20 protein-coding genes, 1 other RNA gene and 1 pseudogene are annotated in these 20,421 nt (G+C 30.8%); 1 reads left to right on the top strand and 21 read right to left on the bottom strand.

Annotated elements, in window-relative coordinates:
* From DWZ53_RS10125 to DWZ53_RS10035, 20 genes and pseudogenes are all read right to left on the bottom strand, one after another.
* Positions 1 to 573, bottom strand: a pseudogene (locus DWZ53_RS10125) (hypothetical protein); the annotation flags it as partial.
* Positions 563 to 1,198 (bottom strand): hypothetical protein, encoded by a 636-nt coding sequence (locus DWZ53_RS10120; RefSeq protein WP_233541883.1) that lies wholly within the window; start codon positions 1,196 to 1,198, stop codon positions 563 to 565. The gene DWZ53_RS10120 and the pseudogene DWZ53_RS10125, both read right to left, overlap by 11 nt.
* Positions 1,186 to 1,500: a hypothetical protein gene (locus DWZ53_RS10115; RefSeq protein ID WP_022001030.1), complete on the bottom strand. Its 315-nt coding sequence runs from the start codon at positions 1,498 to 1,500 to the stop codon at positions 1,186 to 1,188. Before DWZ53_RS10115 ends, DWZ53_RS10120 begins: the two co-directional genes overlap by 13 nt.
* A 1-nt stretch (position 1,501) precedes the next feature.
* Positions 1,502 to 1,894 carry a hypothetical protein gene (locus DWZ53_RS10110; RefSeq protein ID WP_022001031.1) on the bottom strand — a complete coding sequence of 131 codons (393 nt, stop codon included), beginning with the start codon at positions 1,892 to 1,894 and terminating at the stop codon, positions 1,502 to 1,504.
* Between the two features lie 55 nt (positions 1,895 to 1,949).
* Positions 1,950 to 2,801, bottom strand: a complete 852-nt coding sequence (locus DWZ53_RS10105) for a conjugal transfer protein TrbL family protein (RefSeq protein WP_022001032.1) — start codon at positions 2,799 to 2,801, stop codon at positions 1,950 to 1,952.
* A gap of 11 nt (positions 2,802 to 2,812) precedes the next feature.
* A complete protein-coding gene (locus DWZ53_RS10100) occupies positions 2,813 to 3,157 on the bottom strand; it encodes a DUF3852 domain-containing protein (RefSeq protein WP_022001033.1) in 345 nt (114 codons plus the stop codon).
* A 14-nt stretch (positions 3,158 to 3,171) separates the two neighbouring features.
* Positions 3,172 to 3,576, bottom strand: coding sequence for a hypothetical protein (locus tag DWZ53_RS10095; protein ID WP_147323164.1), 405 nt, complete (start codon positions 3,574 to 3,576; stop codon positions 3,172 to 3,174).
* On the bottom strand, positions 3,569 to 4,507 hold the full coding sequence (locus tag DWZ53_RS10090; RefSeq protein WP_199589199.1) for a DNA adenine methylase: 939 nt from the start codon (positions 4,505 to 4,507) through the stop codon (positions 3,569 to 3,571). Before DWZ53_RS10090 ends, DWZ53_RS10095 begins: the two co-directional genes overlap by 8 nt.
* Before the next feature lie 156 nt (positions 4,508 to 4,663).
* Positions 4,664 to 7,306: a SpaA isopeptide-forming pilin-related protein gene (locus DWZ53_RS10085; RefSeq protein WP_118434049.1), complete on the bottom strand. Its 2,643-nt coding sequence runs from the start codon at positions 7,304 to 7,306 to the stop codon at positions 4,664 to 4,666.
* A 15-nt stretch (positions 7,307 to 7,321) separates the two neighbouring features.
* Positions 7,322 to 8,293: a thioester domain-containing protein gene (locus tag DWZ53_RS11370; RefSeq protein WP_118434048.1), complete on the bottom strand. Its 972-nt coding sequence runs from the start codon at positions 8,291 to 8,293 to the stop codon at positions 7,322 to 7,324.
* Positions 8,294 to 8,620: 327 nt separating this feature from the next.
* Entirely contained in the window at positions 8,621 to 9,283 is a 663-nt protein-coding gene (locus DWZ53_RS10075) for a hypothetical protein (protein WP_118434047.1), read from the bottom strand.
* 253 nt (positions 9,284 to 9,536) lie between these two features.
* Complete coding sequence (locus DWZ53_RS10070) at positions 9,537 to 10,112, bottom strand: ATP-binding protein (RefSeq protein ID WP_147358162.1); 576 nt, start codon at positions 10,110 to 10,112, stop codon at positions 9,537 to 9,539.
* A gap of 47 nt (positions 10,113 to 10,159) precedes the next feature.
* Positions 10,160 to 12,061, bottom strand: a complete 1,902-nt coding sequence (locus DWZ53_RS10065; protein WP_118434045.1) for a Spaf_1101 family AAA-like ATPase — start codon at positions 12,059 to 12,061, stop codon at positions 10,160 to 10,162.
* A gap of 220 nt (positions 12,062 to 12,281) precedes the next feature.
* Entirely contained in the window at positions 12,282 to 12,431 is a 150-nt protein-coding gene (locus DWZ53_RS11130; RefSeq protein ID WP_158568246.1) for a hypothetical protein, read from the bottom strand.
* Positions 12,432 to 12,626: 195 nt separating this feature from the next.
* Positions 12,627 to 12,976, bottom strand: a transfer-messenger RNA (tmRNA) gene (gene ssrA / locus DWZ53_RS10060).
* A 3-nt stretch (positions 12,977 to 12,979) separates the two neighbouring features.
* Complete coding sequence (gene smpB, locus DWZ53_RS10055) at positions 12,980 to 13,429, bottom strand: SsrA-binding protein SmpB (RefSeq protein WP_118434043.1); 450 nt, start codon at positions 13,427 to 13,429, stop codon at positions 12,980 to 12,982.
* A 17-nt stretch (positions 13,430 to 13,446) separates the two neighbouring features.
* Positions 13,447 to 15,669 (bottom strand): ribonuclease R, encoded by a 2,223-nt coding sequence (gene rnr, locus DWZ53_RS10050; protein ID WP_118434041.1) that lies wholly within the window; start codon positions 15,667 to 15,669, stop codon positions 13,447 to 13,449.
* Positions 15,670 to 15,713: 44 nt separating this feature from the next.
* Entirely contained in the window at positions 15,714 to 15,944 is a 231-nt protein-coding gene (secG, locus tag DWZ53_RS10045) for a preprotein translocase subunit SecG (RefSeq protein WP_118434039.1), read from the bottom strand.
* Between the two features lie 77 nt (positions 15,945 to 16,021).
* Positions 16,022 to 16,507, bottom strand: a complete 486-nt coding sequence (locus DWZ53_RS10040) for an NAD(+) diphosphatase (protein WP_118434037.1) — start codon at positions 16,505 to 16,507, stop codon at positions 16,022 to 16,024.
* Between the two features lie 12 nt (positions 16,508 to 16,519).
* Positions 16,520 to 18,190 (bottom strand): MraY family glycosyltransferase, encoded by a 1,671-nt coding sequence (locus DWZ53_RS10035; protein WP_118434035.1) that lies wholly within the window; start codon positions 18,188 to 18,190, stop codon positions 16,520 to 16,522.
* A gap of 133 nt (positions 18,191 to 18,323) precedes the next feature.
* Here DWZ53_RS10035 and DWZ53_RS10030 point away from each other — a divergent pair, with 133 nt between their 5' ends.
* The gene (locus tag DWZ53_RS10030) at positions 18,324 to 19,472 is read left to right on the top strand and encodes a DUF871 domain-containing protein (protein WP_118434033.1); all 1,149 of its coding nucleotides are present in this window, start codon (positions 18,324 to 18,326) and stop codon (positions 19,470 to 19,472) included.
* Between the two features lie 25 nt (positions 19,473 to 19,497).
* Here the strand turns inward: DWZ53_RS10030 and DWZ53_RS10025 are convergent, their stop codons facing one another.
* Positions 19,498 to 20,283 carry an HAD family hydrolase gene (locus DWZ53_RS10025; RefSeq protein ID WP_118434031.1) on the bottom strand — a complete coding sequence of 262 codons (786 nt, stop codon included), beginning with the start codon at positions 20,281 to 20,283 and terminating at the stop codon, positions 19,498 to 19,500.
* Positions 20,284 to 20,421: the final 138 nt, after the last annotated feature.

Raw genomic sequence — 20,421 nt, 5'->3', positions numbered from 1 at the left:
ATCGTGCGTTCTCATAAAAAGTGTCCAAAAAAGTGTTGACAATCCAAGAAGACGATCAACATTCAACTTGCTTCGCACAAGTTCTGTCATCATTTCAGTCTGAATAAGTTTAAGTTCATCATAGCTGTCAGCAATCAACTCAAAATAAACAGCACAGTGAACAAGTGGTTCTCTGTTTCGATGCATATTGGCAATCAGTTCAATAACATCATTAAGATTGCTTTGAGCGGTTACTGTTTCTTTTAGATCTTGCGTATTGCTTTGTCTGAGCCTGTTTTTATTAGCTGCATTTCCAATGATCTTCTTTTCCTCTGCAGAAGTGACCTGTCTGGCATAAATATGCAAGGTGACTCCGTCTTTTTCACCCATATAACGTAAAAGTGCCTGTTCATCTGTAGAGGTTGGATACTCTCGTAATGCCCAGACACTTCTGTAGCTGTTGCCACAAATAAAATATTCTGTATAGAAACGTATTGTTGAAGGTGCAATCATATCAAGATAATCCTGTACTTTGATTTCTTCTTCATCTTCAACCTCAGCCTTTTTGAATTTACCAAATAATTTATTGAACACCATCATACCACCTCTTTCCATCATAATCTTCAAACTGACTTGTTGTAACATTCTGTTCAAAATAGACAGCCAACATTCTTTTAATCATTTCCTTATCTGCTCGTGTTACAGAGATATTTTGCATACGAATGAGTTTTTCAATACGATGGATCAAAGAATGTACTTCTAACTGATCATCAGGTTTTATACGAACAGCGATCAGGAAAAGTCGTGCTGTTGCTGTCTGTGTTTGAATCTTATCCAAATGATACAGATCTTCATTAAGAAGCTTGATAACAACTTCTTCTGTTTCTTCCTGAATTCTTTTTTTCAGAAAATATTTGTTTTCTTCAAAATTATCTCGACTGTTCAGACAGATAATTTCAATATCATTTAGTCCTTTTACAACATTTGTAAGTGCAAATATCTTTGCACCTATGTTTTCTTTTGACATAACAGAAAGATTTTGTGGCTGAACAACAAAAAAGACGACTTCCTCTCCATTAAACAGTTTTAAACTGTAATCGGTAATCGTCTTAGTATTGATTAGCATCCTTGTACTGGATACTTTTTTATTTTTCTTTGTTTTCTTTTTCACGGTATCTTTCTTCTCTGTTTTCTTCTTTCTTTTCATCATAGCCTCCATTTCTTTTTCCTGTTTTCTGTATTCAAGGGTGTTTTTATTTCACCTGTAAAATGCCATTTATATAGCTGTTGTGAAAATATAAAGAAGGCAAAGGCATATGATAAAAAATCAAAGATACTGGTATCAGCCATACGGATAGTTAAAAAAGCATAGCACCCTACTAATGCCATTGGCATATAAAAATTGGCATGAGAAATGGCAATCACTCCAATGATTGCCCCCACACCTACGATTCCAATATCTCTTAAATACCATAGCCATAATGTTGCCTTCCCTTTTAAATTATCGGGATACATATACATTTTAGCTCAACCTCATTTCATCATTCATTTTTCTATCGACCTGTATATAGGTCATCCATTTCTTTTCATAATAATGCTGTTCAAGATAGCGATACAATAACAGATTCACCCACTCATCATATTCTGGAACTTCTTCATAAAGAATGATTGGCTTTGAACATTGCTGTACGATTTGAACTTTTTCATCACAAATCGCATCAAAAACACAGTCCTGCCAGACACCCTTTTCTTCTGTTTCTTTTACAAGTTCATCATCAACTAAAATCATTCCACTTAACAAATTTGTATTTAAATTATCAACATCATATGTAAAACAATGCTTTTTCCCAACGATACCTTCATACTTGCATGTTGCAACAAACCATTTATATTTTTTCAGTTCTTCGATAGTCATGCTGTACCTCCTACAACAGAAATACCAAATAAGCAGGAAAAATGCAAGATGATTATTAGCTTCTGTTCATAATTGTTTTTGTAATATTCATAGCTGACTGAGCCGCATAAACAGTAGACATGATATTTGCTTTCATGCTTGTATCAAGTCCAAACTGTCCTGCAATTCGTGGAATTTCACTGGCTGCCAGTATCAAGCCGATTCCTAAAAGACAGTTTTCTTTCATAACACCCAGACCTGCAATTAAAATGACTGCCTGTAAAAATGCAGTAAGACATATACCAATGATCTGCTTGCACCATTGAATAAAACCATCTGTATAGCCACGCACAATTGAAAACATATAAAGCGATCCTACTGCAATCATTACTAAAAGGATACCTCCTCTTTTTAGATTTGCGAAGAACACTTTGATAATGGAATAGCCCATCATAATCAGCAAAAAGATAAGCAATACCGTTCCAAGCGACAGCTTTTGCATATACGACAGTGACTTAATTGCTGAATCACCTACGGACTGACTTCCTACAAGTTTAGCAAGCCCATTGGACATGGTTACCTGCAAAGAAATACAGAACTTATATAATTCTACAGGCAATACAGTAAACAAAGACACAGCCATAAACCCTTTCATAGCATTAAGACAGGCATCTTTGATACTGCCTCGACCGCTTTGATATTCAACGGCAATCTCAAATACTGCAACGACCATTCCTGAAACAAACAGCGCCCATCCAAAAAGTCTAAACAGTTCAATAATGGCTCTTACAAAGTCATAGTCAAACAGATCTGCTCCCATTGATCCCATCATGCCAAAGAATTCACCTAAAAATTCAAGTAGCTTACTGTAGATCCAGTCAACAATCTGTCCCATGACCTTATCTGCGACAAAATCCCATAAAAACATAATCTATTCCTCTATAGGACTTTCCAGATATAGTTTGGTGCAATCAAGGAAAATGTTAAACACGCAAACAGTATTGCTGGTGTTGTCCAATCAAACTGTCCTTGTTTTCTGTAATCAAAATATGCCATTGCAAGCTTAGCAAAGAAAAAGACAGCAAGTATGATATCAATAACAGGAAACACAACATTGTTGACAATATTTTTAATCTGCGACTCCATTTGTTTCCAAGCCTGCTGAATAACACTTGAAACATCTCCTGCCGCATAAGACTGTTTCATTGTTAATACAAGCATTATTAAGATGATCATCAAACAGATAATGACCTTTACTTTTTTATTCTTTAAAATTTGTACCATTGTTTCCTCCTTTTCTAAACAGCTTCTTCGATTGTCTGTTCATTTAATAAATCTACAAGATCCTTTGCAAATAATCCTAAATCCACATTTTGCTTTAAAAGACAGGTAATCATATCTTTTCCTAAATAGCTCAACACATACTGTGGATTGGTAATGACCATTTGTCCCTGTTCAACGATGATTTGAATACTTTCATAATCCAAATGACACATATCAAATACCCTTTTGGGAATGCAGTAAAAATCTTCATCGAACAGTTCTTTTTCATTTTCTGCAGTTACTTTAAAGCACTTGTCCTTGATACCATCTTCCTGAATCAAACAGACTGTTTCACCTTTTCTTAACAGCAACTTGTTAACTAAACTTTCAGGAAGGGTCACTTTATTCCCTTCCTCAAGTTTCATCTGATACTCATTCATCATTTTCATCACCTCCATCCTGCTCAAATAAATCAAGATGTTTCTGTATTCCTGAATTCTTCATAGGATTGTAATTGGAAATCAACACTTCTGGAAACTGTGAACTCTTATCATAACGAAGAGCCATATTGTTGATTCTTGAAAATCCTTCAATATAAAAATCTTTGTACAGATCTCGTATAAATTCACAGTCATTGTAGGATAGCAGGAACTTTCCCTGTAATTTCTTTAAGGTATCCCTTAAGCGAATGTGATCTTCCTTTGTGAATACGACAGAATAATGTCCTTCCGTTTCATAGTAGGGAGGATCCAAATAAAAAAAGGCATCTGATCGATCATATTGAATAATCAGTGCCTCAAAATCCTTGTTTTCTATAACTGTATTTGCCAATCTGTCGCTGATTTGCCAGACTGTATTAAATGCTTTACGTACATCGTAAGGTCGACATCCAAAAGTTTTACACCCTGAACCATAGGAATATCTGACAAGCTTAAAAAATGCAACAGCAAGTTTTACATCCTGTTTTTCAATCCGTTCTTGATTCATGATTTCCATGATTTCTTCTTGCTGAAGCTCGGTAAAATAAACCTTTACCTTTTCCATTTCTTCCTGTAAAAATTTATCTTCTACTCTTTGCTTGGTTATAATTTCTTTATAAAGATTAAAGATATTTCTTCCGTTTTCAGGAAGATAACCAAGTTCCTGAATAAAAGCCAATGGCTGATCTCTTACAACCGCAAACATATTTGAAAGGTTGTTATTGAAGTCATTATAGACCTCAAACTTATCTGGCTTTTTTCCAAACAGTACCCACCCTCCTCCACCAAACACTTCAATATATCTTCCATAGCTTTGTGGAAATCTTGCATAGATCAAATCTCTAATAGACTTCTTTCCACCTACCCATGAAATCAAACTATTCATTTTCATCTTATAGTCATCACCTCCTTCAAAATTATTTTTCTTTGTTACAGACAGATATTCTTAAATGGAAACCATTCAATATCTGCAATCCAGTATTTATAGACAATGTAAAGAAAATAGGTAATGAAAATGACTAACAGCATAAACATTACCTTCTGATTCCTATTCATCTTTACCTCTTTTGATTTTACAAATCACTGCTGCAATTAATAATCCACTGGCAATTAGTAACGCACTCAATGATTTATAGTCTGTATCATCACCTGTTTTTACAACAACAGGTTTTGCTTCATCTTTCATAACTACTTTTTGAACTTCTCCTGTATCAGAGATTGTAAATTCAACATCACTTGCAACATTGTAACCTGCAGGTGCTAAATCTTCATGAAGCACATAAGTTTTTGAAACAGTTAATCCTTCGATTCGATGTGGTTCTTTTCCAGAAACCCATGATTCAACTACTTCACCTGTTTCCTTGTCTTTTAATGTAAGTTTAGCCCCTTCGATTTCTTTTCCAGTTGTTGCATCTACTTTTGAAATATCTACCTTTGTGATTTCATCTTTCATTTTAACTTTGGTCACACTTCCATCTTCATTTACTGTAAATGTTACATCACTTGCTGTTGCATATCCTAATGGTGCAAGATCTTCATGCAAGATATATTTTTTACCTGATACAAGACCTCTGATAATGTGAACATCTTTTGTTGATGTCCATTCTTCTACAAGATTTCCATCTTCATCTCTTAATGAAAGTTTTGCACCTTCAAGTTCTTTTTCATTAGTTGCATCTACTTTTGAAATTTCAGTTGCTGTCTTTTTATTAAGAATATCAAGTTCTTTTGAATAGATGATCTTATTTGTGTGATCATAGCTTAAATCAATATCATAGACCTTATTGTTTTTAACATAGCCTTCTAATTCTTGAACTTCTTTCAACTCATATTTTCCAAGTGGTAATCCTGAAATATGAATTTCACCTAATTCATTAGTCACATAATATCCGTTTTCTGAAATATCCATTGAAACAGCTTCACCTTTTTTGTAAATTAGCTTATTTCTTCCGTCAAGTGAATAGATATCTTCTTTTGCTGTTAATTGGAAAGTAACACTTGAAAGATCTTCTAATGTATCTCTGTCTCTTTTTTGTACATGGATTTCACCATGAGGTGCAATGTTCGTTACATTTTTTGTAATGACATATTCTTTAGTTGTTAGATCTTTTTGTTCAAGATTGATTTGATGTACTTTTTCTGAAAGCACATATCCTTCATTTGTTAAAGTTTCCTTTAATTCATATTTGCCCATGAATAGCGAATCAATGACAAGTTTTCCATTGGCATCTGTTTTTCCTTTGGCAACAGTAGCTCCTTTTGCATAGCGTAAAGTACCATCAACTGCACTGTAGATATTTTCTTTGGCAGTTAATTCATATTCAACATCAGCTAGTGCTTCATTTGTAGCCTTGTCTGTCTTTGTTAAAATAATTTTTCCTTTTGGCTGTGCATTTTTAACTTTGACAGTTAGAATTGGATCTTCATCCTCATCTTTGTCATAATCTCTTGTATTTATAATTGTAAATTTTACAGATTGTTCTAGTTGCAAGAAGCCTTTAGGTGTTTCTACTTCTTCGATAGAATAATCTCCCGCGTCTAACTGTAAAGGAAGTGTTACTGTTCCTTCTTCAGCATCCTTTACTGTAACAACGTTTTTAGAATTAGTTGTAAATGTGTCATATTTTTTACCGCCAACTTTTTGTACAACATAGTTTCCTTTTGAATCTTTGATTTTAAATGATGCACCATTTAATGTGACTTTCTTTCCTGATTCAGCATCTAATTTGATAATTTTAAGTTGTGACGTAAATGGTCGGTTATTCACATTGACACGTTTTACCTGTTCAACATCTTTATATTCACTATAATCATCTGTTACTGAAATTGTGAAATCTGGTGCTGTAATATAATCTTTAGGTGTCTTTGTTTCTTTGACGATATATTTCCCGTAAGGAAGATATGGTGTATTTGCTTTACCATTTGAATCAGTTGTGATAACTGCATAAGTTGTAGCATTGTCCCATCCAACATGATCAACTTCACTTTTTAAACGAAATGTGAACTCTGCTCCTTGTAATCCTTTAACAAGACCTGAAATACTGTCTTTTTCTCCTGATTTAAAAACTTGGATCTTTTGCATATTCACTCTGTTAGTACCTTTTGCACTTCTTGATACTTTTGAAACTGTTTGTCCTTCATAATCGATTGATACACTGATCTTTGCATCATTGAAGACCAATGAATCATTTGTTTTTGATTCTTGAATGTAATATTTCCCTAATGGCAATTCACTCCAAGCAATCTTTCCATTGGCATCTGTTTTCTTGCTTGATACCAATGCACCTTTTTCATAGTAAGTTTTTGTTCCAGCTTGATTTGTAATCTTTTCACTTGCATGTAATTCAAAAGAAACACCTTCAGCAGTAGCATCACCTTTTAGACCATTTGTTTTAGAAGTATCGATTTCTTTTTGAAAATCAATGTTTCCTTTAGGTTCATCATCTGTAACACTCAATACTGTTGTCTTATCTTTTTCTACTTTGACTGTAAAAGTATCTGTATTTAAAAGATATCCATGAGGTGCTTCCTTTTCCTTGACTTCATAAGTTCCAACCAATAGATCATTCACTCTGATTTTTCCATTTTTTACAACGGTATTTTCATTATAACCGTCATATGAAACAGATTTGATATTAAATTTTGCACCATCAATAAGATCTTGATTTGTATTCTTTTTAGTTAATTCCAAGGAACCAAAATCAAGCTATTCAATATTTAAATATAGACGTGCATCATCAGGATCCATATTCCAAGTTCCTTGTGCTTGAGTTCCTGCACCTCCATCATGAATAGCTAATGCTGTGAATCGTTCACATCCGTTTCCACATATATTGTCACTCACAAAATTTGATGGTGAATTTTGACATGGCGCTGTAAAATAAAAGCTTTGTCCACCATACACTTTTGCAGTACCACCTGTTTGTGTTGCAGAAGTTCCAGCAATGTGAATTGTCACATTTGAAGCCAATGGAATATTCACTTCAGCAGATGAAGCACCATTTAATTTCACAGTATTTGTAACTTGTTGCTTATTTGTCTTATCATAGCTTGCTTTAAACAATGCTCTGTTTCCTGATTTGTTGCCTTCCCAAGAAACACCATTACCTGGATCAGGTAATGAAATGATTCGACGATAGATGTTCATGATATTTGTACCATAATTACTTCCGAATGTTTGGTTGAACAAGTTTTCATCAAAACCTTTCCATTGTCCTGAATAAGCGCCACTTAAAAAGATATGTGTCAAAAGATATTTGATATCATCATTTGTAAGAGGGTCATCTGGACAGATAGCTGTCTTTAGATCTGCATCCGCTGCAAATTCACCATAGGCTGCAGGACCTCCAAAGCCATAGTAAAGTAGCTTTCTTACGTTTTCATTATTTTCAATGACCTGTGCAGGATATTTACCACTTGCAGGTGTCTTCTTTTCTGCTTCCAAACAGAAAGCCCATTTACCATCGTATTTACATGAATACGTTGACCATGAAGCAATGGATGGAATCTTTCTGCCCCACCATTCTGGATACTTGATATTTTTCACTCTTGTAAATTCTTTAGGAACGGATGGATCATAAGCATTTACTACACTCATTCCAAGCGTATTGAAACACATTGAAAATACCATTCCTACTGCTAAAAAAATCTTATATAGTTTAGAAAGTTTATTTTTCATTTTACTTTTTCTCCTGTTATTTATTGTTTGCAATGCAAGTTTCAAACATTGCCCTACTTCTTTTGTTTATTAAATGCAAAAAGGACAATCTTTCGATTGTCCTATGGCTTGAATACCCACTTATTTAAATACATATATTCCTCCAACAAAAAAAGACAGATCATATCGACCTGCCTGCTTATAATATTAAATGGATAAAGAATGAGAGATTTTTATAAAAATTTGTTGGTAATATTTTGAATTTTCAGTAATTATCTATGATAAACTATTTACTTATTCTTTATCCGTATTTAATTCTATCATGTTTCTACATAGTTTGATAATGATTTACTTATAAATCCAATTTTCATTTGTGCCATAACGATAATGCGAAGCACCACATACTTCTTCATTTCCTGCACAATGTCCTTCATCTAATAATTGGTTAATTAAAATCTTTACTGAATAATCGTTGCTATTATAGTAAGACTCGTAATCTTTATAATCTATTGAATGTGTCAATTCTTTTCCACAATCACATTTAACCCAATATGTCACTCTTAAAATCTTTGTTTGTTCTTCCTTTTGAGGTTGTTGTGCATTAGTAGTATTTCCACTTGATGCTGGCTGACTTGGTGTTACAGAAGAAGGCTGATTACTTTCAACAGGCTGTATTGGTGTTTGTTTTGTTTCAACTTTCTTTTGTGTTTTATTTTCATTAGTTTTTTGATTACTCGTTTTCTCTTGAGTTTGCACATCACTTTTTACAGATTCTTGATCTTCCTGAATCGTATTTTCTTCTGCTGTTTGTTTGGATGTATCATTTACAGTTTTATCACTTTCATTGTTTTCATCTTTGGATACATCTTTTTTCTTTGATTTCTTTTTTGATGCCTCTTTTTGTGAAATAACTACTTCTTTTTTGTTTTCTACATGATTGTTCATTGGTAGTGCATTGCAAACAACCAACAGTGTAGATAACGCTAAAACTATAATATTGCTTTTTTTCATATATTCTCATCTCCTCTACTCATTATCATCATTAAATTTGTACAAAGTCTATACTTGTATTTATTGCTTATCAGAGCTACCATTACCTTTATTGACTTGGAAAAAGCACATTGTAGCAATTCCTATAAATGCACCAATTTGCATTGAAACAATAGATATGATTATTTCTTTCATTGTACCACCTTCTTTCGTAAAAAAAAGACTTATAGTTATCGCTATAAGCCTTAATTATTGATAATTTTTATTAAAATATTTATTTCAATACTTCTTTATAAATTTCTTGTTTATGCTTAAATGATTCAATTCCTCCTTCTAAACAATTAACGATTTCTTTTTTTATTATTTTATTACCTGGATAACCATATCTTTTTATCCATCCATTTCTACCGTCAGAATCCATAACACATACAAGATCCGACATTGAATTTGTAACAATTGTAGCATTATGTGTTGCTAAAATTATTTGTCTTTTTTCCTTAGTATCTCTTAACTGCTTTACTAAATTATAATAAATATAACTATTATCCAAATTATCTTCAGGTTGATCAATAATAAGAGGTCTATAATCTTCAGAATACTCACTATATCCTAAAATAAAATCTAACATAGCAACCACTTTTTGTCCCAAAGAAAGAATTTTTATATCCTTAAAATTAACTCCTTTAGCTCCTGTTTTACTATTTACATTAAACTGAATGGTAAAATTCTCACAGTCTGTAACATAGTATTTTAAATAGCCAATAATTCTATATGCATTAGCTTCATTTAGTATTTTGTCATATAGTAATAAAATAAAATTCTTTTCATTTGTTTCATCTATGCTAACCACATCCAACTCAAAAGAACTTTCAGCAAAATTTAAAATACTTCCTTTTATTACTTCTTTTTTTCTATTTTATCTAATAACCCAAAAATACCTAATCGATCACAGAGCATTTCAAAATAATCGATAACATTCTCATATCTTATACTATATTTAATATTATCAATTTTGATAAATTCCCTCTTTTTCTGTTTAAGATTTATCCAACTTTTAAAATCTGGTAAATCAACCTCATTATTTTGAGTATATACAATTTTTAATGTATTCCCCATTCTATTGTTAAATTTTTCAATTATTTCCATAACCTCTTGATATCTGTTATTCATTATCTTCTTTGCATTTTTAATAGCATTTTTTAATCCATTTAAACTTCTTACACTGATACTATTTGCGTTGCTTATTGTAACATTATTAAACATAACATTATAAATAAAATCGTTAATATCATCCCCACTTGCAGTTCTAACTAATTCATTTACTGAATAGGTTGTATCAAAAAAATTATTCAACATGTCTCTTTTTGATTTTACAGCTTTAAAATTAATACCTTTTTCATTGTGGACAATTTCATATATTTTCAAATTTTTTTCATAAGAATATCTTTTTATTCTTTCAATATTAAAATCACTTTTTTTATATGTATAATATTCTCTTCTATTAGAATCATAGTATGCTAACACATCCGCAGAATCCGAAAAATAATCTTCAATAAGAGGATTTAGCATCTCAATCATGTACTCAGTATTGTTATAAATATACAACAACCAAATATGACCATGCCTACAAATAAAATTAAGCATCTCCAATGATTCACATTTTTGATTTAATGCATATTCTAAAAATTTTAAAAGTGTACTTTTTCCTGTTCCTCTACCTCCAATAATGCAATTTAACGATGATGAAAAGACCAACGTAAAATCCATTTTTTTATTTTTTTCATTAATTAAAAAAGATGCCTCACTCCCCTGTAAATGTATTCCTTTAATATATTGTCTATTGTTTATTTTCATTTCCCTATCTAAAGAAATAGAAACATCATAGTTATCAATGGCTTCTCTAATCATTTTCACATTTCTTTCAAAGCCTTTAACCCACACATAATTTTCTTCTAATCCTTCAATACAATGTGAATCATTATCTATTAGATATTTAAATTTTTTCCCTTTTAGCATTGTTGTTAGTTTTTTATCTAATATATTAATTTTTTCATAAGTAGAACATCCTATAACATTACAGTATTTAGATTGGAGCAGTTCCTTTTTATAAGCTCCACTTAAATAATCTGTTTTTTGAATCATATCTGCATTATCGAAATGCGCAATATAAGTAATAATATCCAAATTTGTTAAAAATTCCATTACGTTTAAACTTGTTAATATCGTTCCGGCTTCTATATTAACTAAATTATACTCCAACCATTCGGATATTTTGTTTACTACTTTTTCATTATTATAATCAAAAATACCAATAACATGATTTTTATCCGCACATGTTATTTCAATACCAGCAATAATCGTAGGACAGTATCCCTTTATTTTACCCTTCACTTCTTTTAAATTTTTTATAGCCCTATCTACTTTTTTATAACCTGCTATTGTATTATGATCAGCTAAAATAGCAATCTCTATATTTTTTTCAGCTAAATAATAGACAAATATTAAAAAAGCAAAAGCCTCTTTGTATGACTCATATAGTCCATCTTCTACCCCTATTTTTTTATAATTTGTATAATTATCAGCTTTAGGTAGAATACCTAATTCAACACATATTTCAAACATTTCCTCATCTGTCGCATTTTCATAACTGAAGTTTTCTCTATCTATAAATAACTTATAATCACAAGATTCTGGTGTATGAACATGAAATAATGTCTTATAATATCTACCTGATTTGTTAGAGAATTTACATATTTTCTCATAAGCATTTTTTGCATCAAGATTATTAGTACTGCTCATATTTGCCACTCCTTTATTCTATGTATTCATAATTACCTATAAAAATTAGTTTAACTACCTATTATAATTTCATTAAAATTATCTCCTTCCATAAAAGTTATCTTATATATCTTTATATTACATCATTATAAAAATATGATGAACTTTTTTAATTAATATAAAAAAAGATAGCAAATCATTTAATCTACTATCTCATCTGTCATATTCACTTTTAAAAGCATTACACCATTTCAATCCAACATAAATAATCGGCAATCTTCACTTTCATTCCATCCAAGATGTGTACTCTTTGTATTGGACTTACTAATGATTCTAGTGTTCTCCAAAATACTTTTTCACTTAATTCCTTGTTGTTAATATAAAATTTCATTTGGTTTCCTGCTTTCTTTTAATGACATCCATTTTACCTCATCTTTGAAGTGAAAAATAGCGATTTTTAGGTAGTGACACCCTTTTATATGGGTGACATCCACGTAAATCGCTATTTTTTGATTCTTTAAAATATCTTAAAAAACGTTGATTCCATCGGTGTTTTTTCGATGACATCCATTTTGACTCTTAATTTTGGTGGAGATGAGGGGAATCGAACCCCTGTCCAAAAGCAATTCCTCCAAAGCGTCTACAGTTTAGTCCATTGAATAATTTAACTTGGCTACAATCAATGAACAATTTTACACCAAGCGATTCTTTAAATTTTCGTGGTTAAAGTCAAGACTCCCTTAACCCTTATCCTAAAAGTTATAATACTAACAAAAAGCTATAGGCTCGCTTAATGTCAGCAGCTTTCATGTCTATGTCGACTAAGCGAAAGCGTAATTAGTTTGTCTGTTTCCAGTTATTTTTTGTTTGAGTTTAACGTACTCCAACGACTGCAGCTAAGGTCAAACATACCCCTGTCGAATCCAAGACATCCCCAGATTAATAATAATTCTTTAACGATCTTTCAATATCTCTTTTGGCATCTTTTTCTTTTAAATCATTACGTTTATCATAAAGTTTTTTCCCTTTAGCGATAGCTATCTCAAGTTTAACTTTACTTGATTTATTAAAATAAAGTTTAGTAGGAACAACTGTTAAACCACCTTCTTTTAATTTATTAGTAATCTTTAAGATTTCTTTTTTATGAAGTAATAGTTTTCTGGTTCTTTTTGGATCATGATTAAAGATATTACCATGATCATAAGGAGAAATGTGCATGTTTTCAACGAATACTTCATTATTTTTAACACGCACAAAGGAATCTTTTAAATTCACTTGGTTTTGACGAACAGATTTAATTTCAGTTCCTTTTAATTCAATACCAGCTTCATATGTATCTAGGATAAAATAATCATGATATGCTTTTTTATTATTAGATACAATCTTCATTCCTTTTCTCCTTTACTTTATTTTTTATTTCTTTTCTTTCGATAGAATCGTTTTTGATCTTGGCGTTTTCTTTTATGAACGTCTTGATGTTTACGATGCTTATCTATTATAACAGTTTTTTTCTTCTTTTTGTTAGATTTCATACCAACAATTTCAAAATCTATTGTTTTTTCTTTTTTAGAAGCTCCTTTAACTCTGACTTTGACCTCATCAGACATCTTAAAACGTTTACCTGTACGTTGTCCTATTAATTGAAGACTTCTTTCATCATAGAAATAATAATCATCTGATAAATCTTCCATTCTAACAAGTCCTTCAACTGTATTATCAAGTTCAATAAACATACCAAAGTTAGTAATTGAAGAAACAATACCTGTAAATTCTTCATCTATATGACTTTCCATATATTCAGCCATTTTCATATCATCAACTTCTCGTTCAATATCAATGGCTTTTCTTTCTTGGAATGATGTATGTTCAGCTATTTCTTGCATAATTGAAGCATAATGAGTGAGTGTTTGTTCATCTACTTTCTTTTCAAACAAGTATTTACGAATCAAACGATGAACCATTAAATCAGGATAACGACGAATCGGCGATGTAAAATGAGTATAATATTCATCAGCTAAACCAAAGTGTCCTAAACATTGTTCATCATATCTGGCTTTAGCCATACAACGTAATAATAAGGTTGAAATAATTTGATGTTCAGGTGTCCCAATACTTGCATCAACAATAGCACTTAATTCATGAGGATAAACATGTTCTAAAGAACCTTTGATGGTGTATCCTAATGTTTTAGCGATTGTTGAAAATTGTTGAAGTTTTTGTAACTTAGGGTTTTCATGAACACGATATATAAATGGTAATTCTAACCATTTAAAATGTTCAGCTACAGTTTCATTAGCTACCAACATAAAGGATTCAATCATTCTTTCACTGACTCCTCTTTCTCTTAAAACAATATCAGTTGGGATTCCTTTTTGATCGACGATGACTTTAGCTTCATTAGTATCAAAATCAATGGCGCCACGTTTTTTACGATGTTGAATTAATATATCCGATAATTCTTGCATTAAAAAGAACATATCTTTAACATGATGATATTGCTTTTGTCTTTCAATATCACCACCTAATATTTCATTGACATGGCGATAAGTCATTCTTTCAGTTGAATGTATCACGGTTGGTAATATTTCATGTGAAATAACCTCACCTTCATGATTAATTTCCATTAAACATGAAATCGTAAAACGATCAACATGAGGATTAAGTGAACAAATACCATTAGATAACTTATGAGGCAACATCGGAATAACACGATCTACTAAATAAATAGATGTTGCTCTTTCGTAAGCTTCCTTATCTAAATCAGTGCCTTCTTCTACATAATAGCTCACGTCTGCAATATGTACCCCTAATTGATAATGACCATTAGCCAATTTTTTTAATGAAATGGCATCATCTAAATCCTTAGCATCATCACCATCAATTGTAACAATAGTTTCATTTCTTAAATCCACTCTTGATTTAATGTCTTCTTTATCAATCTCATTAGGAATATGACTCACTTGTTCAAGAACTTCTTTAGGAAAATCAATATGTGCTTCATGTTGGTAAACAATAGAAGCCACATCTACACCAGGATCATTTTTATGACCAATAATCTCCACAACATTTCCTTTTAAGTAAGGTTTATACGTTTTGATTTCTGCAACAACTTTATGTCCTGCTACAGCACCATGACTATGGGCCTGATCTATATAAACAGGTTTATCAAATAAAATATCATCACTTACTAAAATAAGTTCTCGTTTTCCTTTTTTAAGTTCACCAACAATTCTCGTTTGTCCTCTTTTGATGACTCTTTTAATGATTCCTTCTTCACGTTGACCCTCACTATGCTTTTTTAACTCAACTAGAACAGTATCTCCTTCAAGAGCATCTTTTAAATCATGCTTACCAATAAAAATATCATCATGTTCTTCATCTAATCTTACGAAACCAAAACCTCTTTTATTCATACTTAATTTTCCTATATAAACATGAATTTGTTTTGGTAAATAATATAAATTATGTTGACTTCTTACAATTTTTCCTTGATCTTCTAAAGCATTTAAGGCTTTCATCACCGTTTTAAATTCTTCACTGGTATCTAAACCTAATTGTTTCATAATACCATCTAAGTTACGTTCCTTAAATTCTATGTTCTCTAATAAATCTAATATTCTTTCTTCCATAGTTTCACCTCCTTAAAATAAAAATAGGACTTGCGTCCTATTCATTATCCCATACGTAAAATGATTGCAATAACGAAAAATGCAATTCCAAGAACCATCGTCATTCTTGACATCACTAAATCAATTCCTCGTTCTTTTTGTTGTGCAAACAAATTAGAACTTTGACCAGTTAATGCATTAACAATTCCGTCTGACTTACCACTTTGTAATAGACATAATATAATAAGCGCAATAGAAATAATAACTAAAAGCACATTTAATACTGTTGTAAACATAATATACCTCCTTAAAAGTATTTTGATACATTGCTTTAAAATAATACCATAATATATTTTAAAAAACAACTACGATTTTACTTGATATGATCAAGATAATATTCTAAAAATCGTTTTGCTAGAGAATCAGGCATAATGGCTTTTCTTGCCTCTTGTAAAGGAAACCATTTAGCTTCATCTACCTCATCATTAATTTGAAAATTCATTTGATCAACAATACAAGTAAAATTCAACATCAAAGTATTACTTCTTTTAAAATATTCACTCTTATTATAATTTAAAGAAACCACATCTAAATCAACCTCTTCTTTAACCTCTCTCACTACTGTTGATTCTGCATTTTCACCAATATTTACATATCCTGAAACTAAAACATAATGTTTTGTGCCATATTGTTTAATCAGTAAAACATGATCTTTTTGTTTATTCAAAACAATCATACTACATGCCGTAGAAAAAACAGGAAAAATAAATTGTTTACAAGTCTGACAATAAGGGATCATTCCCTCTTTTTCTAAATATCTTTTTTCTAACTTTGTTCCACAATGATAACAATAATCCATTTTATTCACCCTCTATGCATGATCTATACCGCAAACATAAAAACGTTTATTCTTTTTTACAATTGTGACATTAATAATATTATTAAAGTCTTCAACATCTTCATTAAAAGTAATTTCAATTAAAACATTATAATAATCTTGGTCTTCTAATCCTTCGATTGTCACTTTAGAAGGAGAATAAGAAACAATATTATAATGGTCAACTGCTAAATCTTTATTCTTATTTGTATAAAAAGAATTTTTAGCGTAAGTAGAAAAACTATCACGGATCGTAGGATAAATATAGTCAATACCACCTATTGCTTTTTTACTTTGATCTTTTAAAGTGAAATAATCACAAACAAAATACGCTGCAACTAACTGTAATTCTTCTATTTCATCTTTTGATTGGTGAGCACGGTCTAAACGTTCATATATATTTGTAAGTAAAGTCGTTTTATTTTCTTGAACATAAGGTGTCTTTAATGATGTTGATGTATTCATTGGTGGTTGGTTACCAACAAAGTAATATGTACAGCCACCAAAAATCATCATCAATGATAACAACAAAATAAAATGATCTCTTTTTTTCTTTTGTGGTGTTCTGTTTTTTCGATATTGTTCTAGAATACGGATTTTAGGTAATTGATCACTTTGAATAAAAACATTCATAATTGTAAGTAATGGTTTATATTTACGTCCTATCATATCAGTAATTTCAACAAAGATTTCAAATATGATCATTAAAACAATAAACATTAAAATTCCAATCGTTGGATCATAATAATAAATATAAGATGTTAAAGAAAATAAAAATGTAACAGCGTATAAAACTAATACACTTTTTTTCTGTCCTAAATTTAACTTAAACATTAAATTATGATGTAAGTGAGAACGATCGGCTTCACTAAATTTTTTATGATTTAACTTTCTTCTAACAATCGCAATTAATGTATCCATAATAGGAACCATTAATACCACAATCGGTGCCCCTAAAGTAAAGAAAGCCGACATACTATATCCAAAGCCAAGTAAAGAAATAACAGATATCATAAAACCTATATACAATGCTCCACAATCACCCATAAATATCTTAGCAGGATGAAAATTGAAAAATAGAAATCCCATAATACTTCCCGCTAAAACCAAGGATAAAGAAGCAATATCCGTTCTTCCCGAAATAAGCGAAGTCATCGAAATAGTGAATAAAACAATAACGGAAATACCTGCTGATAATCCATCTAAGCCATCAATTAAATTAATAGCATTGGTAATACCCACAATCCAAAATAAAGTTACAATTCCTGAAACAATGGTTCCATAAGGTTCAGGAAAGAAATTAAATCCTTTAATATAAATATTTCCCCATATAATAACAATAACGGATGCCATCACTTCAAAAATTAACTTAATTTTAGGTGACAAATCATGAACATCATCATATAACCCTGTAATAAAGATAATAAACCCACTCACCAAAATAGCATTAATTTGTGGATCAGTTTTCAAAAACAACACCGACCCTACTAATGAACTCATATAAATAGCGTATCCACCTATACGCACAATTTCTTTTTTATGAATAGTACGAGCATTTTTATGAGCAACAATTTGTAATATATTTCCTGCCTTCATAACTACAGGAACTAAGATAAATGAAATTAATGTTGTTACAACAAATGAAAGAACAACGTTCAAAGACATAATATCACTCCTATTCTTGTATATTATCTTGTATTTTTTATAAAAATACAAGTTATTAATTTATAAAAGGCTTTCATTAAATCGAATTCTTGTATATACTAGATATAGATAGACAAAGGAGGATGGAAGTAATATGCATAGTCTAGGAATCTCTGTTTATCCTGATAAAAGTGATATTAAAGAAGTATATGATTATATGGAAACTGCTGCTAAATTAGGTTTCAAAAGAATCTTTACTTGTTTTTTATCTATTCCAGATGATAAAAGAGAAAGTTATTTAAAAGAATTTAAACAATTCATGGATAAAGCTCATGAATTAGGATTTATTGTTGCTGCAGATACAAACCCAGCTGTATTTAAGTTAATTGGGGCTACACCTGATAACCTTAAACCATTTGCTGATTTAGGATTAGATATCATTCGTTTAGATGGTAACTTTGGTACTCAAGGAGATATCGCTGTAACAAGAAACCCTTATGGTATTCAAATTGAATTTAATGCAAGTATGGATGCTGGTGTTGACTTATTAATTAAAAACGGAGGAAATAAAGACCAAATTATCATGTGTCATAACTTCTTCCCTGAAAGATATACAGGATTAGATTTTGATTTATTCCAACAATATAACAAACAATGGAAAGCTTTAAATCTTCATACTGCTGCCTTTGTTTCAAGTACAAATGAAAATACAATTGGACCATGGAAAGTATTTTGTGGTTTACCAACTGTAGAAATCATGAGAAACTTACCAATCGAAGTACAAGCAAGATACTTACTTGCTACTGGAGATGTTGATGATATTATCGTTGGTAACTACCCTGCAACAACTGCAGAATTAGAAGCTTTATCAAAAGTAAACTATCAAGCTTTAGAATTACGTGTTGATGAAGTACCAGAAATAAGTGATAATGAAAAATATATCATGTATGAATTTGCTCCTCATTGGGATCGTTATGATCATTCATCATTTATGTTAAGATCAAGTTTCCCAAGATTAGAATTCAAAAATCAAGCTACTGTTCAAGATTCTGGATTTGGTGATAAAGAATTAAAAGTGCATGATAAATCTATTCCACATCATGATTGTGGTAAAAAAGTTTTCACTCGTGGAGATGTTCTTGTTGTAAACGATAACTTAGCTCATTATAGAGGAGAACTAGAAGTTGTTTTAACAGAAATCCCTAATGATGGTGAACGTAACCTTATCGGTACAATTAAAGAAGAAGATTTAGGTTTACTAGATTTCATTAAACCTGGTCAACATTTTAAATTCATTAAATAAAAAAAGCTCAAACGAGCTTTTTTTATTATTCTATTGTTTTTAAATATTTAGCTAAACCATCGTCTAAGATAGAATCTGTGATTTCATCAGCTACATCTTTTAATTCTTGACAAGCATTACCCATAGCTACACCATGTCCTACCATTTGTAACATTTCAATATCATTTAAACCATCACCAAAAGCATAACTATTTTCTTTACTTATTTGTAAATAATCTAATACTTCTTGAATTCCTGTTGCTTTAGATACTGATTTAGAATAAATTTCAAAGGCATTATCCGTACCATGACTATCGTAGTCAAATAAACCATCAACATAGTCAACAATCATTTGACTATTTTCATCTTTGGTATTCACTTCTACTTTTAAGGTATCTTCTAAAACATCGTCCACATTAAAATGACGTGTTATTTGGTTAAAATCAACGTCACATGTTTTAAAGAAAGCTTCTAAAACTTCATATTCAGGTTTTAAATAACAGTGATGTGCTGTTTCTAAAATATATTCACTTTTGATACCTTCTAATATATCCACTAACTTCTTTAAGGCTTTTTTATCTAAAGGACGTTTACTAATCATTTTTCCATTTAATTCCACATGTGCTCCATTACATAAAATATAGCCATCAAATCCTGCTTCTAATATCGTATCTGATATAAATGCCTTTGGTCTTCCACTGGCTACAAATAAAGCATATCCTTTATTTTGTAATCTTTTAATTTCCTTTTTTACCGTATTTGGAATTTTATCAATATGATTTCCATGATCAACTAATGTTCCATCCACATCAAAAAACAATACTTTTTTCATACCTATCCTCCACTATATTCAAACTATAGCACAAATCAAAGGCGTGAATATTTAATTTCTAAACGAGAAAAAAAACTATGCTAGGCATAGTTTCAGACTGTTGACAAATTGACTATCGACAGTCTTTTTAAAATTTGT

Source organism: Coprobacillus sp. AF33-1AC, from assembly GCF_003475785.1.
Lineage (GTDB): Bacteria > Bacillota_I > Bacilli_A > Erysipelotrichales > Coprobacillaceae > Faecalibacillus.
This window is presented reverse-complemented; position numbering and strand designations above follow the sequence as displayed.